The organism is Microbacterium sp. Leaf288, from assembly GCF_001422925.1.
In the GTDB taxonomy this organism is placed as follows: domain Bacteria; phylum Actinomycetota; class Actinomycetes; order Actinomycetales; family Microbacteriaceae; genus Microbacterium.
This window is the reverse complement of sequence record NZ_LMNI01000016.1, coordinates 1-15563: the sequence shown is the minus strand read 5'-3', so window position 1 is coordinate 15563 and position 15563 is coordinate 1. Positions and strand designations below refer to the sequence as shown.

Below are 15563 nucleotides of genomic sequence, written 5' to 3'. Positions count from 1 at the left end.
GATTCGGGCGACGCAGCCGATCCAGCGTTGCCAACTGCGAGCGCGTCCCACGTATGTGCGAAGGCCGCTCATGCTGTGAACTGATGCCGTGAGCCCAAAGACAGATCTTCCACGCATCGGATCTCGACTGGCCATGGCGCGTGACGCCGTCCGTAGTTCGGACGCCGACCCCCGGATTGGATGGGCGTGGCTCGATCCGGCGTATCGGTCGTCCGCTGACCGGGCATTCATCGGCCCAAAGGGGGCGCTAACGATCGACGATGACGGCATGCCAGCTCTTGTAGACGCCGTCGAGGAACTTCTCCGTGATCCGCGCGTCCGCGCGAAGTGGCGCGACGATGATGTCTGGACCGTTGCATTGTCACTAATCGGGGTGGCGAGCACGAGACCGGAGATAGATCTGGAGCTCGCTGCGAAACGCATCGTCGCACCGACACCCGTGCGGCAGTTCGGCGCCTTGGCGAACATGACCTGGGAGTCAAACCCTTCAACCATCGGAACCGTGACCCTCGCGACGATGGGATCAGACGGGGATGCAGAACGTTTGAGTTCCCACCTGGGCCTGTCAGGCGCAGCGTCGCAAGCACTCAGTTCGCACGCCGAGCAACTCACCCGTGAGTTCGGCCCCTACGTCGTCGCGTCGGTTGTCAGCGCCCGGCAAGAGCGGCTCGCCCACGACGACTTCTTGCGCTCATTCGACGATCTGATCGGGCTGACCTTGCTCTTCTCAAGCGAGTTGGAGCGACATGGCATCGTCTCTGGGCGGGGCGCCACCAACCGGCCGGGAATCCGTGGGCTCGCACTAGACCGCGATGCACTGGGGAAGCTGCTTTCTGAGAAGGGGGCGGGCGAACTAGGGGCGCGAGTTCTGTCCATCGGGGACTGGGGTGCTCGCAACAGCTTCCATTGGTACAGCGCGAATTCCATGCCGCTCGACAGCCTGTTGGACAGCAGAGGGCGCGCCTTGGTTGGGGATCTGTTGGAGGGGACTGATGCGATCGCGCAACGACTCCGCGTAGCCGCGCGATGGTATGCGCGTGCATTTTGGGCAGACGCCGATGAGGACGCCGCGTTGGCGGTCAGTGTCGCGTTGGATTCGCTACTGACGGGCAAGGAGGCGGTCCCCGGCGCTGTAAGCAAGGGACGGTTCGCCTTGTTGGAGCGCGAACCGGCGCGTCGCGCGGAACGATTCGAGCGATATGACGAGGTATACCGAGTCCGCAGCGCGATTGCTCACGGCGGTGACGCTTCGAGGCGCCTACAAAGCATCGGTGGGTCGAGGTCGATGCTTGCTGATGCGCGCTGGGTCGCGCGCCGCTTGTTGGAACTTCGGACTGTTGCCGCACCGGAGACTGACAGTGACCTGCGCGATGCGTGGAATGGATTGCAGTGGGGAACGAGTTCGTGGACGAACCGACCAGGAATGGACTGAGTCGCTTCACCTGTCCCGCGGGCTATTGCATTGATGATCGCCTCGGCCCCGCCCTGCTGGTCTGGGCGATTCAACGCCATCGCACTCGCCATCTGGCCTCTGCCACCCCGGCTGACCACGGCACATAGGAACCTGAAGCGTGCGCCACATCAGTCGTACGCGACCCGCGTCATTCGCGCAGCGCCCGCTTGGGGATCGAGTGATCGCGTCAGGCCGAGAGCTCCGATTCGGCGAGGAGCACTTCGGCTCCCTCCAGCGTGCTGCCGTCGAGGCAGCGGAGGAAGTCGTCCTCCGTCATGACTTCGATCTCTTGGCCCTTGTCCTGCAACTCGAACGCCTTGCGGGCCTTGCCTGTGACGTTGGAGCCGGGTCGGAGTACGGCCGGATTGATGTCGCCCACGACGAGGACGTTGGTTCGCTTGGTGGTGGTCTGTTCCGGAATCGCGCCGACCTTGGCACACTCCTGGCGGGCGGTGTCTCGTGTCATCGACATGAGGGTGCCGGTGAACACGACGACTCGGCCATAGAGGTATCCGGTGGGGTCGGCGTCGGCGTTCACCTCAATCGGGGTGAAGTTGCGAGTACCGTGGCCGCCGCTCGAGACGGCGACGCTGCCCCGGTAGATCCCGGAGCCCATGTGTCCGATGCCGACGCCGAGAGAGCCCGCCAACTCGAGCAGATCTGCGGCTTGCTGCTGCTCGGCCAATCGCGCGGCAACGTCCACGACCACGGTCGCGTCAGCGAGCGCGTCGTGGTGGTCCTCGAATGGGATGCCCATCGTCTCGGCGAGGAACGGCAGCCGATAGGTGGGGAGCGCCATTGCGCGGCGAGCCATGACCAGGGTGCAGAGGAATCTCATCTCGGGCCATTCGATGTTGTCCAGAGCGCAGGCATACCGGATCACGCCGAGGTCGAAGCCTGCGTTGTGAGCGACGACCACGTCGTCGCCGATGAAGTCCACAATGGCCGGCAGGATGTCCCTCCACCGCGGGGCGTCCGCCACCATCTCGGCGGTGATCCCGTGGATGGCGATGTTCCAGCCATCGAACCAGTCAGCGCCCTCCGGCGGCCGGATCAGCCAATGCCGACGCTCGACGATCTGCCCGTTTCGCACACGGACCAAGCCCACAGAGCACGGAGAACCCCGATACGAGTTGGCGGTCTCAAAGTCGATCGTTGTGAAGTCGAGCATCCTTCACGCCACCCGTGTCTCAGTCGTAGGATTCGTAGTCATTGCAGCCCTTTCGCCCTCGCCCCCAGATCGGGCCGACGAGAGCTGAGTCTGCCGTACGGACGTCGCTCATTCCGGCGAAGACACGTCGATTGTGGATGCGAGCCCTTCCGGTGACGCCCCGGTGGCACGCAGTCGTCCCTCATCCGGGCACCGCCCGCACGGGATCGATACAGTGGCGCGGTGGCCGCCGTCCTCACTATCGATCTTGCGGATGTCGACAGATACGCCGACGCACTCAACGCGGCAGCCAAAACGATCGTGACCGGCGACGTCGTCGAGGCGCGCGAGGTCATCGGACCGATCGCCTTCGAACGCTGGGAGGGGCGGCTCCGCTACGCAGCGAAGGCTGGCTCATCCTCGGATACGGTCGAGCGCCGCGCCCGCGACGTCACCGACCGCATCCGCGCGCAGGTCTTCCTGCGTGATGAGATGGCTTGCACCTATTGCGGCGGGCGATGCATACCGAGGAACGTCCTCGTCGCGTTCAGCGAACTGTTCCCTCGCGAACTGCCGTACCACCCGAACTACCGCCGCGGTGCGATCCACCCGATGTACTGGGCGCTCGCCCCGGAAGCGGACCACACACTCGCTCACGCACGCGGCGGTACCGGCGACATCGCGAACCTCACGACCCTCCACACCATGTGCAACGCGCGCAAGTCGGACTCGCTCCTCACCGAACTGCCCACGGTCGATAGGCCGGAGCACGTGGTCGGATGGGACGGCCTCCTCGACGCGTACCCGAGCATCGTCGCGCTTGGCAACTCTCACGGCCGGCGACACGCGGCCGCTGGCTATCACCGGCGATGGCTACGGCACTTCTCACAAGAATCCGTGTAGGTGTCATCGCTCACTTCAGCCTCCCGATGCGCGCTCAGCAACCTCAATCGAGCACGCTGTAGCCTGCCCGCGACCCACCCCTCGCGCGCATTGCCCGATTACGGATCCTCAAACGGCCGGTGCCCGGCAGAGGGACCGCAGCGGGCAGCCTTTCTGACCGGCTCTGCTCTTCTCAGGCGCGTTCCTGACCCCCCGAGACCGTTGAGCCATCTCAGGCTCACGGTTGGAAATGCGTGCTTTCGGATGCCCTCGGCGTGCGCTGCGATCTCCCTGAGACCAAGACTCGGTTGTTGCGAAGACAGCTCAGACCTCTTGTCGTTGATCCGGAGTCGCGCTGACGCCAGTGGCGATATCCCGGATCCCGTCTTCATAGGCGCCAAGCCAGACCAGCGCGGTCATCTTTCTCGCGTGAGCAGCGATTGCCGGCTTGGTGAGTAGTCCGCAGATCACCAGCGCGGGTACCGCGTAGACCACGGCGATCGTCGTGCCCCAACCGGCGATCGCGACGAATACGCTGACAACTATCGCCAATCCGGCCAGCAAGATCGCCGCAAGTCCAAGGACGACCTCGGCGCCGTTGGAACTATGCATCCGCAGCACCGCGAGGACCTGCAGGCGAATGTCCCTGTCGGTTGCAGTAACGCGAACGAAGTCATCCACGCGAGCGGCGGTGAGCGCATCGTACGGGCCGCGCGGGAGGAACCGGTGAGTGCCGACGGGGATCCGTTTGTCGACGTAAGGCACCCACTTCGACTGCAATTGTCGACGATCAGTCATGAGGCGATGATCGCAGGTTTTAGTGTCATCGGCCCGCGGCTCGATGGTAGATGGGCGAGGCAGTTCTGGGACTCTGGTCGACGATTCTTCAACTCGCCTGTGGAAGTCCCTGGGACAACGCCTGTCGGATCCTCCAGACAGGGAAGCCGCTGAGCTGCGCAATCAAGTCGACATCGAACTCGTGCTCGAAGTAGGCCACCCGCACCGCCCGGATGCGCGACGGATTCTCACCGAAAGCAAGTGTGAACTCGGTGGCGTAGCGCTCCCAGACGCTCACCTCATACCCCGGTGCCGTCACGATGCATTCACCTCATCCCGGTCTGACTCTCAGGAGTGGTCGCGGTGCTGATGCGATGGTACGACACCCTTGTTAACGCCAGGAGACAAGGCGATTCCGGGAAAGCTCGCTACGCACGGTGCGCACCACTACGGTGATGGCCCGCTCGAGGTGCATGGTTCACACCGGAGTGACCCGGAGACTTGGGTGCGGCTTAGATCGCGTCGTGGTCGCGTCCGGTCGCCGCAGGCCTCGAGCGGTGCGGAGCACATCGTCCCGCGATGCATACCAGCTGGGGCGCATGCCAAGCCCCAGCCAGATTGCCTCGTAGCCGCTGTCGACTCGTTCGACGTAGGCAACCAGACGCGCTGCGTCGTGCTCGTCAATGTTGGTGTCGCACAGCCGCCACGCTGATTCGTCAAGCGGTTCTACACCAGATTCTGTTGATCGACATTGATCATCTGAACCTCCGAACCAACAATGCGCCCTCGCCGCGCGCTTCACCAGCCCTTCACCGATCCTCGTGGATGACGTTCGGTTGAGTCTCAGCAATCCGGCGCCCTCGGCTACGGCACCTGCCCCTCTGTCACCGCGCCGGGTTGTTGTGCTTAGCCTGGCGCTTCCGAGAGATTGCGATTGCAGGCCTGGAAGTACCAGAAGTCCGCGTCCGCTTCGGCACGGAGCCACGCTTCCTCGAGGTAGGCGAGTTGTGCCCGGAGCGCATACGCCTCGTGAGCGGCTTCAAGCCAAAGGTCGATGAGCGTGGTCATGATCGGGCGATCCGATCGATCTGGTCAGGGCGGAACCCGCTCCAGTGGTCGTGCTCGTCGACGACCACCACGGGAGCCTCGGTGTAGCCGAGCTCGTCGACGACGTATTGGCGGGCGGCCGGCTGTTCACGAATGTCGACCTCGACGAAGGCCACGCCTCTGCGGGTCAGGATGTCTTTGGTGAGCTTGCAGCGTTGGCAGCCAGGTCCGGTGGTGTAGACGGTCACCGTGTTCATGACACTTCCTTCCTTTCGGCTAGGGCAGGGAGTCGGGACGTTGGATGGGCATCCGTTCCGGGATGCCCACCCGTTGCCGGCTATTCGACGGTGTTCTCGGGGAGCATCGCGGCGATGCGTTCGACGGGGCACAGGGTGTAGCCCCAGCCCTGGAGGGTGCGCAGGTACCAGGCGGTATCGGCGCTGGGCGCCCGCCAGGTGTTGCGGCTGGTGTTCTGCTCGATCCCGCCCAGCAGCACGGCGAGGGTGACGTGTACGGCCCGGTTCGGGTGCGCGGTCAGGTACTCGGCGATCTGGTCGCCGTAGTCCTGGCTGTCGATGCCGAGGAGAACCTTTGCGGTTCCCGATCCTCGGGTGAGCCCGTCGGCGATCTTCCACCGAGCGGCAGTGAGGGCCTCCGCGATCACAGCCTGCGCGTCCTTCGGCGCCGTCTTTCGGGCGAGGAACTGGGCGAGCCATTCGCGGCGCACCGCTTCGGCGGCATCCCACTCCCTGTTGTTGGCGATCAGTTCCTTCCGCTCCGCCTTCTGCTCGTCGGTCATCGGCCCCGACTGCGTACCGCCGACCCCGTAGCCTGCCTCTTCGCGGACCGTGAGCCCGAGCGCGGTGGGGTCGTCGAGGTAGTACTCGGCCCGCGCCTCTCCCCCGTAGTAGGTGGCGACGTACACGGCGACACCGGGCTTGCCTTGGATGGTGTCGGGGTCGACGGGTTCGTCGTCGGCGGTGCGGAGCATCCGCACCCGGTACGGGGCGGTGTGGTAGTCGCTGGGGCGTTCGTCGAGGATCCGGTGTCCCTTGGCGGCTTCCTCCTGCTCGACCTTCTCCTTCGCCTCCCGCGCGACCCGGTCCTGCCGTGCCCGCTCCACCGCGACCGGGAAGTACCCGGGATCCGTGGTCGCGACCTCGGTCAGCTCCGCAACGGTGTCGGTGTCGCCGTCGAACTCCAGCAGGATCGCCGCCTGGTCCAGCGTCAACCCTCCCTCGGTGACGGCATCGGTGGCGGTGGTGCTTTGGGCGACGGCGAGGCCGGTCTTGACCCGGTCGCGTGTAGTGCCGGTGCGCGTGGCGATCGTCGTGGCGGAGAGTCCTTCGAGTTCGAGGGCGCGCCAGGCTTGGATGCGGTCGGCGTCGGTGAGCGCTTCGCGCTGGTCGTTCTCGATCAACTGCTCCACGATCCGCCGCGCCGTGTCGCCATCCCCTGCGTCGACGACATAGACGGGGACGGTGGTGATGCCGGCTTCGCGGGCAGCGAGCGTGCGGCGTTGCCCGGCGCGGACGTGCACTCCCCCGTCCTGGTCCCGCCAGGCAAGCAACGGGGTGAGGACGCCGACCTGCCGGATGCTGTCCAAGAAGCCAGGGTCGAGTGGTGCGGTGGTGCGCACGTTGGTCTCGACGATGAGCGTGCGGGGGTCGATGTGTTCGACGGTCTCGGTGGGGGTGGTGGTGATGGTCATGTCTCTCTCCCTGTCGTTGTTTGCCGGGAAGGCACGAAGTGCCTGTCAGGGAGCGCGACGCGGAGTGCAACCCGGAGGGCGGAGGGGGAGAGAGTTTCGGCGCGAAATAAGGGAGCTTGCGACCGCGTGCCGAAAGTCTCGGAGGAGCCGGCAGCGTCAGCTGCTTGCGCGCAGCGGCGCCGACCGTAGACTGCCGCAGGCTTCACGGCGAACAACGCCCGCGGCAGCGGGCGGGCAGCACTGGCAGCCGCCCGCGGCTGGCCGATCAGACTCCGCGGTCAACACCAAAAGAGGTGGCGCACCCCCTTTTTGGGGTACTCGGTACGATGGGCGACGAGGAGGGTCGATGCCCGGAACGACCTCGCCATGGCGAGTCAACGATGTAGTCACCTACGACCGGATGCGCGACGCCGCTACGACACTGTCCGCGCTGCTGCTCGCGATCGCGAACGGGGCCGATCCCGAGGCGGAGCAGGCGCGGGTCGAGCAGGCGGGGTGGCGTCGCAAGGTGGCGGCTGTCGACGGGTACGACCGGACGGCGGTGACCGATCTCGCTGAGCGGATCGACCGCCGCGTCCGTGAGCTCGAGGGAACTCCGTGAGCACACCGACACTGGACGACACTGCGCGCGAGGAGATCCTGCGACGCGACATCCTGCCGCTGTACTTCCCCGGCCAGGAGGCTGACCCGACTCCGACGTTCACGCTGCTCTCGGGGCAACCCGGCTCCGGGCGTAGTCGTGGGGCTGCGCAACCGCGCAGCGAATCGACGCCCGGGCTCGTGGTGCTGAACAGCGCCGAGCTTCGCGGGTTCCACCCGGCCTTCTTCGACTCGGGCGCGGACTCCTCTGAGGTGGCCCAGGCGGTCGCGGGGTGGCTGAGCGCGTGCATCCGCTACGCCCGTGAGCACCACCGGTCGGTGGTGTTGGAGGGGTCGTTCGGCAACGTGCCAGCGGTGGTCGGCACTGCCGAGCGGTTCGCGGCGGAGGGGTTCACGACCCGCCTGGTGGTGGTGGGATCGAGTCGGGCGGAGAGTTTGCTGTCGGTGACGTCCGGTTACCTGCGCGATGTGCAGGCCCGACGCCGGGCAACGCTGCCCCGCCGCGCTGAGCACGACGATGCGTTCCACGCGACCCGGCGGCTGGTGGAGTCAGTGGAGCAGTCCGGAGGGGTGGACCGGGTGACGGTCGTCGCCCGCGACGGCCAGCACGTGTTCGACGCGACCCGCACCGAGCCGGGGTTCGCTGGGGCGGGGGCGGCGTTGGTGGGGGCGCAATCGGCGCGGATGAGTCGGTTCGATGCGACCCAGTGGCTGAGCGAGCTGCACCACGTCACCGACTTCGCCGTCAGCCTGCGATCGATGCCGGACGGGGTCGGTGAGTTGCTGGTGAACCTGCACGAGACGGCGCTGCGGGAGGTGATCCCACGGTTGCACGTCCCCGCGGGCGGGAAGTTTACGACCGCGATCGAGCAGAAGACCGTCGCCGCCCTCGTCACCCTCCGACAGTCCGTCACGCCGACGGCGGGTCCGATCGATCTCGCCGCGCCCGTGGTCGTGCCGGGCGGTCCGGAGCGTGGAGGCGTGTCGCGGTGACCCGGCTCGTCGGCTACACCCGCCAGCTTGCCCCGGAGCTCGACACAGCCGCCGACGTCGCGGCGTTGACGGCGAGCGGGGCGGTGCGGGTGTTCGTGGACGACGGGAGCGCTGATCCCCGCAAACGCCCCGCGCTGACTGAGTGCCTGGCGTTCCTCGAGGCCGGCGATGTGCTGGTGGTGCCGAGTGCCGCACACCTGTCGCACGCCGTCACCCATTTCTCCGCCACGGTCACCGAGCTCGATGCGCGCGGTGTGGGATTCCGTTCGTTGACGGAGCCGGCCTTCTGCACCGGCGCAGACCGGGCGGTGGATCCGGCCCGGGTGCTGGCGGCGGTGGAGGGGCTGCGGCGCCGGCTGGTGAGCCTGCGGACCCGGGCGGGGATGGCGTCGGCGGCGGCCGCCGGGAAGCGGCCCGGTCGGCCGACAGTGATGACCCCGGAGAAGGTAGCGATGGCGGTGGAGCTGCGCAACCTGGATCGGCCGATTACCCACATCGCGAGGGTGCTCGGGGTGAGCGCCAACTCGGTGCAGCGGGCGCTCGCCCCGCTCCCCCGCGATCCCGACTCGGCGGGTTAGCGGTCCGCGCCTGGCGGCTGTGGGTGGTAGTCGAGGTCAAGCCAGCTCCGGACGATCTCTTCGTGGGCGCGGTCGTCTTCCCAGTCGGGTTCGGTGAGCGCCCACCGGTGCATCAGTCTCGCTGCGGTGTGGGTGTGCCTGCCGGCGTCGAGCACCTCCGCGAGGGCTTCCGCTTCCGGGAATTGCAGGCTGCACACCAGCTGGTCGTCGTGGCCGGCGAGTCGCTGATCGATGATGTCGGCGAGCCGGTCGATGGTCTCTTCGAGTCGGTCCCACGCGACGATGCTGGCCGGGTGCGCTCCCGTCGCCTGGCGGGTGGGGGACGTCGTTGTCGTGTTCATGATGGTTCCTCGTTTCGTGACTTGGTGGTGCCTTTCCTGGCAGTGGCGTCGTGTGCGAGCGGAGGGTGCGCAGTGCCGGGACCGTGGAATAACGAGGCCCGGAGCCCTGGCGGAGGGGGGAGGCTATGCCGCTGTGAGTCTTGACGAGGCTGGTCTGGGACTGGCTGGCTGAGTGGTGTTGGTCGCCTTCGTCTGGTCGTGACTCACTATGCCGTTGGCCCTTCATGGGCCTTGCTTTCGACATGTCCGTCCGGGCGAGGGCGGCCGGCGCCTCCCGGTCCACCTCGATGGCCTGATTAGAAGCCTGCTCGACCCCCTTCCGGGGATTGTGGCCCGTCACAGTGATGCCTCGATGTGGCTCTCTCCCGGCCGGCGCCGGCCGTCGCGCGGCCGAGCCCGTATTCCATCGAGGAAGGACCGATCCGCAATGACGATCGTCGCGCACTCCCATCCATTCGTCATCGGCGTGGACACTCACGCGAAGACACACACCTATGCCGTCGTACAGACGACGTCCGGTCAGCTCCTGGGCACCGAGGAGTTCCCGACCACCCCGCAAGGCATCGCTCGTGCAATGAGCTGGTCCGGCCGTCTGACCGGAGGCGACGCCGCAACCCTGTGGGCGATCGAGGGCATCGCCACCTACGGGGCAAGACTGGCCCGGGCCGCAGCCGAGAGCGGCTACGCGGTGGTCGAAGCACCCCGGATGAACGCGAAGACCCGGCACGGGGTCGGCAAGTCCGATCCGTTGGACGCGCGCGCAATCGCCACAGCGGTCCTTCCGGTGGAGGAGGACCGGCTGTGTCGTCCCCGCGCCGACGACGGGACCCGTCAAGCGCTGCGTGTGCTGGTCGCCGCCCGCGATCAGATGGCGTCCGAGAAGACGATGAACATCAACGCGCTCATCGCACTGCTGCGAGCCAACGAGCTCGGCATCGATGCCCGCAAGCCGCTCATCATGGATCAAATCGGGCAAGTGTCGCGATGGCACCACCGGACCGAGCCGCTCGCTCTCGCCACTGCACGGCACGAGGCGATCCGCCTGGCCCACCGCATCCTTGATCTCCACCACGCTCTGGGAGAGAACTATGCGCGCCTGACCGAACTCATCACCGCAAGCCCCGCCGCGCCACTGCTCGAGGAAACCGGCGTCGGTGCTTACACCGCTGCGGTCATCCTCACCGCGTGGTCGCACCCCGGCAGAGTCCGAAACGAGGCCGCGTTCGCATCCCTCGCCGGTGTGAACCCCATCCCCGCTTCCAGCGGCAACACCACGAGGCACCGCCTCAACCGGGGCGGAGACCGGCGCTTGAACAGAGCGTTGCACTTTGTCGCGATAACCCGCATGAGCCGCGACCCTGCGACCAAGGCTTATGTCGCCAAGCGCGTCGGCGAAGGACGCACGCGATCTGAGATCCGCCGTTGCATCAAACGCTACGTCGCCCGACACCTCTACCGAACCCTCAACGTCCTCTACGACGATGCACTCGGAACCGTACACGCCTCGGACTCCGCCCTCGCTCCGACAATCGGCTGATCAAGCGGGGAGGGGGCGACGTAGTGCCCGAGCGAGCGATGCTAAGCGCAGCTCGCAGCGCAGCGGACAGCGGAGTCTGCAAAAGCGAACGACAGGAACGGAGTCGTCAACGCCCCGCTACACTCTCGCCGTCTGAGGGAGATGAGCGGCTACCCCAACCCCGTCCAAACGAAGAAGGCGTACACACCGTTGGATAGCTCTGCCGCGGCGTAAGTCACGACTTGGCCATCAGGATCGGCGGCGAGGTAGACGTCTGCCGAGTGCCGCTGCTGAGGATACGAGGGATGTGCAACGGGTATCGCCCGCCGCGATCCAGACCACTTCTGCCGCCATGGATCGACGCCGCGAATGTCGATCGGCTCGCCCTCGCTCACCACGCCAGCAAGCTCCCAACCGGGAGGCGCTAACACCAGTATCCGCTCATGCTGACGAGCCTACGACCGGCCCGACATCGGATCAGCAGATCCGACGTATTGATGCACGCGGACGTGCTCTCAGCGTTGACAAACATAGAAGCGTCGAAAGCCCGGTACGGAGTACCCGGAGGGAGCTACGATGACCCGCCAGGAAAGACCCCAGCCTGCGGTGACCCGTCTCCCTCGGCACCTGATCGGCAGCCCCGACTCTCGAGGTCAGCCTGGTGGGAAGGTTGAGGTCGCCAGCGCGGTGGCGAGCACCACAACGACAACCGCACAGAGAGCCGCGGCCCCGGTGGTGCGAGCGGCATGGATCGGGTGCCCGCGGAGGAGTTGTCCCGCGGCGATCGGGAGCAGCAGCACCGCGAGGGTGGAGGCGATCGCGGTGGCGGCGGCCAGGGGCAGTAGCTGGGTGGGGATGCTCATGATGGTTCCTTTCGAGCTGGGTGGGGTTAGAGGTTGTCGAAGGAGGTGTCGCCGCTCAGCGCGGCGAGGTGGCGGATGAAGGCCTGCCGGTCCGCGGTCGGGGTGGTGATCAGGACGTGGATCGTCGCGCGCAGGTCGGCCAGTTCGTCGGTCGGGAGTCCGGCAAGTGGGGCGAGGCACCAGTCGAGGTCTTCGGTGATGGTCCAGCCGGGTTCCTCGGCCTCCTTGTTGGGATGCCACATGAAGGCGCAGGTCGCGACCCGGTACAGGGCGGCTTCGGCTTCGGCGGGGTCGAGCATGATCGTCTCTCCGGTCGGGGTGGTGGTCATCGGTTCATTCCCATCGTGGTGTTCGGGTTCAGCATCGGGTGTGGCGCGGCGGGGTCGGGGTCGAGGTGGTGTCGGCGTCGCGGCGGATCGCGGTGGCGGAGGCGGTCGTTGACCTGCTTGCCGATCGCGTCCAGGCGGGCATCTTCGATCGCCTGCCGTTGCTCGCGACGCGTCGGTTGCTGGGCGGCCTGCCAGCGACGCGCCTCGGCGATCTGCCTGCGGCTCGCGTAACTCCCGTCGGTGGCGAGGGTGTGTTCGATGCGGGCACGCTGGCTGTTGCGTTCGAACGCCGCGACCAGCTCCGGCGGTGTGGACTGCAGCAACTCCACGGGAGAGGCCGGCTTCCGCCGGATCGCTGCGATCTCCTCGGGTGGCCGAGCTCGGGCGAAGAACGCGTCGGCCGCGGCGGCGTTAGTGCGGCGCTCCGCGGCGCTAATCGTGCGGGTCCGGCGCGGTGGGAGCCCCGCCTCCCTGCGCCGCTTCTCGCGTTCCTTCCATGCCCGGTTGTTGGCGAGTACCTTCTCGCGGTTCTCGGCGTAGTAGGCGCGCTTCTTCGCCTTCAGCTCGTCGGCGTGCGCGGCGTAGTACGCCCGCGCCGCCGCGCGTTTCGGTTCCGGGTTCTCCCGATGCTGCGTACGCAGCTTCGCGTTGTACTCGTCCCTGTGGGACTGCCACCAGCGCCGCTGTGCCTTGGCGCGCATCGCCTTGTACGCCTCCGGATCCTCCGCGCGCTTCCGGGCCTGCCACTGCTTCGTGTACTCGCGGTGCTCAGCCTTGTGGGCCTCGTAGTACTTCTTCGAGCTCACCCGCTTCGACTTGCGTCGTCGCTGTTCGGCCGCTTTGCGCGCGGTGTACCCCTTCATGTACGCCCGCTTCTGCGCGGCCACTTCCTCACGATGCTCCGCGTTGTAAGCGGCGCGGTATGCGCGGATGTGTTCCTGGTTGCGTTGCCGCCATGCCCGCTGACCCTCGCGGACGCGCTCGGCGTTGCGTTCCCGGTAAGTGCGGCGCGCCTCCCGATCCTGCTCCGCGCCGTTGGCGGGCTCCTCCTCGGATGTCCCCTCCCGCCGCAGGCTCATCGCATCGCCCCTTGGGTATCGGGCACGGTGACGTGAGGTTCGGGGTCCGGAACTTCCGACGTCCCGATCTGCGGAACTCCGGAAGTTCGATCAGTCCGCGCCGTCGGGTGGTCCGCGCTCGCGGTGGGGCGGGTCACCGTCCCTGTGGATGCGGGAGCGCAGAGGTCCGTGAGTGCCGAGGTCACGGAGTTCCGAAGTTCGTCCTCGGTCGAGCCGCGCAGTTGATCAGCGTGCGCGAGGAGCAGATCGATCCCGATCCGGATGAGGGTGTTCTCTGTGATCCGCTCCGCTTTGAAGCGGCGGCGCTTCATGACCGCATCGACCAGAGCGGCGAGTGCGGTGAGCTGGTCGTCGCGGAGCCGCGCGTCCTTCCGAGACAGCTGGGCGAACATCGCCACCGGCGCTTCATCTGGCGGCATCTCCGCTGCCACGCGCGCCCGTGCGTCGCTGAGCTTGCCGGCGAGGTCGACCTTGGCCATCGTCACCACGCTCCCGCGGGCGCGGGCGACAGGAGCTGCTCGAGTTCGCGGGCGATCGCGGCGATGTCCGCGATCGGTCCTTCGGTGCGGCGGTTGCGTCGCAGACTTGTGACCAGCTGACCCAGCACCGGGGCATCTGACTGCACCTTGTACTGCCGCAGATGCGCCTCCAGCCGTGGCACCCCGAGTTCGGAGTCCAGCAGCCGCTGCCAGGTCTCGAGCTGGTGCGGCACCCGCGGGTCGATCCGATTCAGCAACACCCCATGACGCAGGTGGCGCGGTTCGATCAGCCGACTCAGCGTGCGGAGTGTGGGCTCCACCGCCAGCGGCTCGGGGGTGACGGGCACGAGCACATAGTCAGCAGCATCCAGCACCGTCTCCAGCACGGCGGTGTCCTCGAGGCTGCCGGGGGTGTCTACCAGCACCACCTCGTAGTCGGCGCGCAGCTCCCGCAGCCGGCTCAGCATGTTGGGGTGCTGGCTGCCGGCGAAGTCGAACGGCAGTCGGTCTCGGGCGTTCTCCGCCCACCACACGGTGGACTGCTGCCGGTCCACATCCACGACCAGCACCCGATGCCGACGCGACAGCTCCGCACCCACCTGCATCGTGACGGTCGTCTTCCCAACCCCACCCTTCTGGTTGGCAACAGCCACGATCGCCACCGCCGGCGAACCGTCCCCTACCCGGTGCGTGTCGATCTCAGTCATCGGAACCGCCACCTCGCTCGAGGCCTTCGAACCACGCCTCGAGATCATCGAAGGGGTACAGGATGATCCGCCCGACCTTGTAGTAGGGCGGCCCAGTCTTCTTGTACCGCCACTCCGCCAGCAGCTTCAGCTTCAAGCCCGGAATCAACGCGACTACGTCGTTCGGGGTCAAGAGGCGCTTGTTGAGTACCGGCTCTGCCGGATTCGCCGTTGTCGCCATCTCTCACTCCTTCTGCGGAACGTTCATGCTGTTCAGCAGTAGTACACTCCTAATCCGTATACTCCGCAAGAGGTATCTGCGGAACGCAGGAGCAGTAAGGCAAACTGAAGCCGTGAAGGTCGAAGTAAAGACGCCCTACGGCGAGACGATGTCCGCAGCGAACGCGACCGAGGCAGTTGGGTCTGCGCTCCGCATCGCCCCGGCGTTCGTCGCCACCACCGTTGACGAGTCGACGGCAGTGGAAACCACCATCGAGGCGCAGTACAGGCCTCAGCGAGGGCGCTACGTCATCACCGCCATCACGAACCGTGCGATTGCTGACGACTTCAACGAAGATCGCCTGAAGCACACCGCCGCTCAGGCGATCATCCAGACCGCCATACCCCACTGCGTCACGTTGCAACTCGACGACAGCCCCGACACCGCATGGACGACCGTCGCAGACCTCACGAGCAGTGAAGGTCGGATCATCCCGACGTGGATGGCGGAGGCCGTCGTCAAGCGCGGAATGAAGGACGAGCGATGGCAGGTGATCGAAATCCTCTACGGAACGGCCGCGCTCGCGGACCTGCCTCCCGTCAAGCTCATCGCCGGTGAGCTCGATATTCCCGAACGCACCGCTTCCGACTGGATCCAGAAGGCAAGAGCAGCGGGCTGGCTCTCGGGCCTGACGTCCAACGTCGGTCGGCCGGCAAGCGCGTAGCGCAACCCCCGCAAGCCACCCCGCCACCGTGGGCCTTCTAAAACTGACGGAGGTTGTTGACAGTTGGGTCTTCCGATTGGGAGGAAGATTCCATGTCAGATCGAGAGCTCGAGCGGCGGGCGAATCACAAGCTCG

The 15563-nt window shown here is 66.6% G+C and carries 20 protein-coding genes; 7 read left to right on the top strand and 13 right to left on the bottom strand.

Annotated elements, in window-relative coordinates; all coding sequences use genetic code 11:
- Positions 1-268 precede the first annotated feature (268 nt).
- The gene (locus ASF40_RS20390; RefSeq protein WP_162239879.1) at positions 269-1432 is read left to right on the top strand and encodes a HEPN domain-containing protein; all 1164 of its coding nucleotides are present in this window, start codon (positions 269-271) and stop codon (positions 1430-1432) included.
- Positions 1433-1640: 208 nt separating this feature from the next.
- Here the strand turns inward: ASF40_RS20390 and ASF40_RS20385 are convergent, their stop codons facing one another.
- Entirely contained in the window at positions 1641-2624 is a 984-nt protein-coding gene (locus ASF40_RS20385) for an exonuclease domain-containing protein (protein ID WP_056372612.1), read from the bottom strand.
- A gap of 222 nt (positions 2625-2846) precedes the next feature.
- Here ASF40_RS20385 and ASF40_RS20380 point away from each other — a divergent pair, with 222 nt between their 5' ends.
- Positions 2847-3506 carry an HNH endonuclease gene (locus tag ASF40_RS20380; protein WP_056372610.1) on the top strand — a complete coding sequence of 220 codons (660 nt, stop codon included), beginning with the start codon at positions 2847-2849 and terminating at the stop codon, positions 3504-3506.
- A 303-nt stretch (positions 3507-3809) separates the two neighbouring features.
- Here ASF40_RS20380 and ASF40_RS20375 read toward each other — a convergent pair whose 3' ends face one another.
- The 5 genes from ASF40_RS20375 to ASF40_RS20360 all read right to left on the bottom strand — a co-directional run bounded on the left by ASF40_RS20375 (position 3810) and on the right by ASF40_RS20360 (position 7020).
- Positions 3810-4283, bottom strand: a complete 474-nt coding sequence (locus ASF40_RS20375; RefSeq protein ID WP_157549866.1) for a hypothetical protein — start codon at positions 4281-4283, stop codon at positions 3810-3812.
- Between the two features lie 88 nt (positions 4284-4371).
- A complete protein-coding gene (locus tag ASF40_RS20370) occupies positions 4372-4581 on the bottom strand; it encodes a hypothetical protein (RefSeq protein ID WP_056372606.1) in 210 nt (69 codons plus the stop codon).
- Positions 4582-5168: 587 nt separating this feature from the next.
- Positions 5169-5330 (bottom strand): hypothetical protein, encoded by a 162-nt coding sequence (locus ASF40_RS21225; protein WP_157549864.1) that lies wholly within the window; start codon positions 5328-5330, stop codon positions 5169-5171.
- Positions 5327-5566, bottom strand: a complete 240-nt coding sequence (locus ASF40_RS20365) for a glutaredoxin domain-containing protein (RefSeq protein WP_056372604.1) — start codon at positions 5564-5566, stop codon at positions 5327-5329. Before ASF40_RS20365 ends, ASF40_RS21225 begins: the two co-directional genes overlap by 4 nt.
- 80 nt (positions 5567-5646) lie before the next feature.
- On the bottom strand, positions 5647-7020 hold the full coding sequence (locus tag ASF40_RS20360; protein WP_056372603.1) for a ParB/RepB/Spo0J family partition protein: 1374 nt from the start codon (positions 7018-7020) through the stop codon (positions 5647-5649).
- 400 nt (positions 7021-7420) lie between these two features.
- Here ASF40_RS20360 and ASF40_RS20355 point away from each other — a divergent pair, with 400 nt between their 5' ends.
- From ASF40_RS20355 to ASF40_RS20345, 3 genes are read left to right on the top strand one after another with little or no spacing between them, the layout of a single operon-like run.
- Positions 7421-7621 carry a hypothetical protein gene (locus tag ASF40_RS20355; RefSeq protein WP_056372600.1) on the top strand — a complete coding sequence of 67 codons (201 nt, stop codon included), beginning with the start codon at positions 7421-7423 and terminating at the stop codon, positions 7619-7621.
- Positions 7618-8613 carry a zeta toxin family protein gene (locus ASF40_RS20350; RefSeq protein ID WP_056372598.1) on the top strand — a complete coding sequence of 332 codons (996 nt, stop codon included), beginning with the start codon at positions 7618-7620 and terminating at the stop codon, positions 8611-8613. The genes ASF40_RS20355 and ASF40_RS20350 overlap by 4 nt, the downstream gene beginning before the upstream one ends.
- Positions 8610-9191 (top strand): recombinase family protein, encoded by a 582-nt coding sequence (locus ASF40_RS20345; protein WP_056372596.1) that lies wholly within the window; start codon positions 8610-8612, stop codon positions 9189-9191. The genes ASF40_RS20350 and ASF40_RS20345 overlap by 4 nt, the downstream gene beginning before the upstream one ends.
- Here the strand turns inward: ASF40_RS20345 and ASF40_RS20340 are convergent.
- Positions 9188-9532, bottom strand: coding sequence for a hypothetical protein (locus ASF40_RS20340; protein ID WP_056372594.1), 345 nt, complete (start codon positions 9530-9532; stop codon positions 9188-9190). The genes ASF40_RS20345 and ASF40_RS20340 overlap by 4 nt on opposite strands.
- Positions 9533-9959: 427 nt before the next feature.
- Between ASF40_RS20340 and ASF40_RS20335 the strand changes: the two genes are divergently transcribed.
- Positions 9960-11069, top strand: a complete 1110-nt coding sequence (locus tag ASF40_RS20335) for an IS110 family transposase (RefSeq protein ID WP_056372592.1) — start codon at positions 9960-9962, stop codon at positions 11067-11069.
- Between the two features lie 632 nt (positions 11070-11701).
- Here ASF40_RS20335 and ASF40_RS20330 read toward each other — a convergent pair.
- From ASF40_RS20330 to ASF40_RS20305, 6 genes are read right to left on the bottom strand one after another with little or no spacing between them, the layout of a single operon-like run.
- Entirely contained in the window at positions 11702-11911 is a 210-nt protein-coding gene (locus ASF40_RS20330; protein ID WP_056372590.1) for a hypothetical protein, read from the bottom strand.
- A gap of 26 nt (positions 11912-11937) precedes the next feature.
- Positions 11938-12240, bottom strand: coding sequence for a hypothetical protein (locus ASF40_RS20325; protein ID WP_056372589.1), 303 nt, complete (start codon positions 12238-12240; stop codon positions 11938-11940).
- Complete coding sequence (locus ASF40_RS20320) at positions 12237-13319, bottom strand: hypothetical protein (RefSeq protein WP_056372587.1); 1083 nt, start codon at positions 13317-13319, stop codon at positions 12237-12239. The genes ASF40_RS20325 and ASF40_RS20320 overlap by 4 nt, the downstream gene beginning before the upstream one ends.
- Positions 13316-13798, bottom strand: a complete 483-nt coding sequence (locus tag ASF40_RS21385) for a hypothetical protein (protein WP_200919548.1) — start codon at positions 13796-13798, stop codon at positions 13316-13318. Before ASF40_RS21385 ends, ASF40_RS20320 begins: the two co-directional genes overlap by 4 nt.
- A 2-nt stretch (positions 13799-13800) precedes the next feature.
- Positions 13801-14505, bottom strand: coding sequence for a ParA family protein (locus ASF40_RS20310; RefSeq protein ID WP_162239878.1), 705 nt, complete (start codon positions 14503-14505; stop codon positions 13801-13803).
- Positions 14498-14725, bottom strand: coding sequence for a helix-turn-helix domain-containing protein (locus tag ASF40_RS20305; protein WP_056372582.1), 228 nt, complete (start codon positions 14723-14725; stop codon positions 14498-14500). Before ASF40_RS20305 ends, ASF40_RS20310 begins: the two co-directional genes overlap by 8 nt.
- Before the next feature lie 112 nt (positions 14726-14837).
- Here ASF40_RS20305 and ASF40_RS20300 point away from each other — a divergent pair, with 112 nt between their 5' ends.
- Positions 14838-15428, top strand: a complete 591-nt coding sequence (locus ASF40_RS20300; RefSeq protein WP_235560310.1) for a hypothetical protein — start codon at positions 14838-14840, stop codon at positions 15426-15428.
- The last annotated feature ends 135 nt before the right edge of the window (positions 15429-15563 follow it).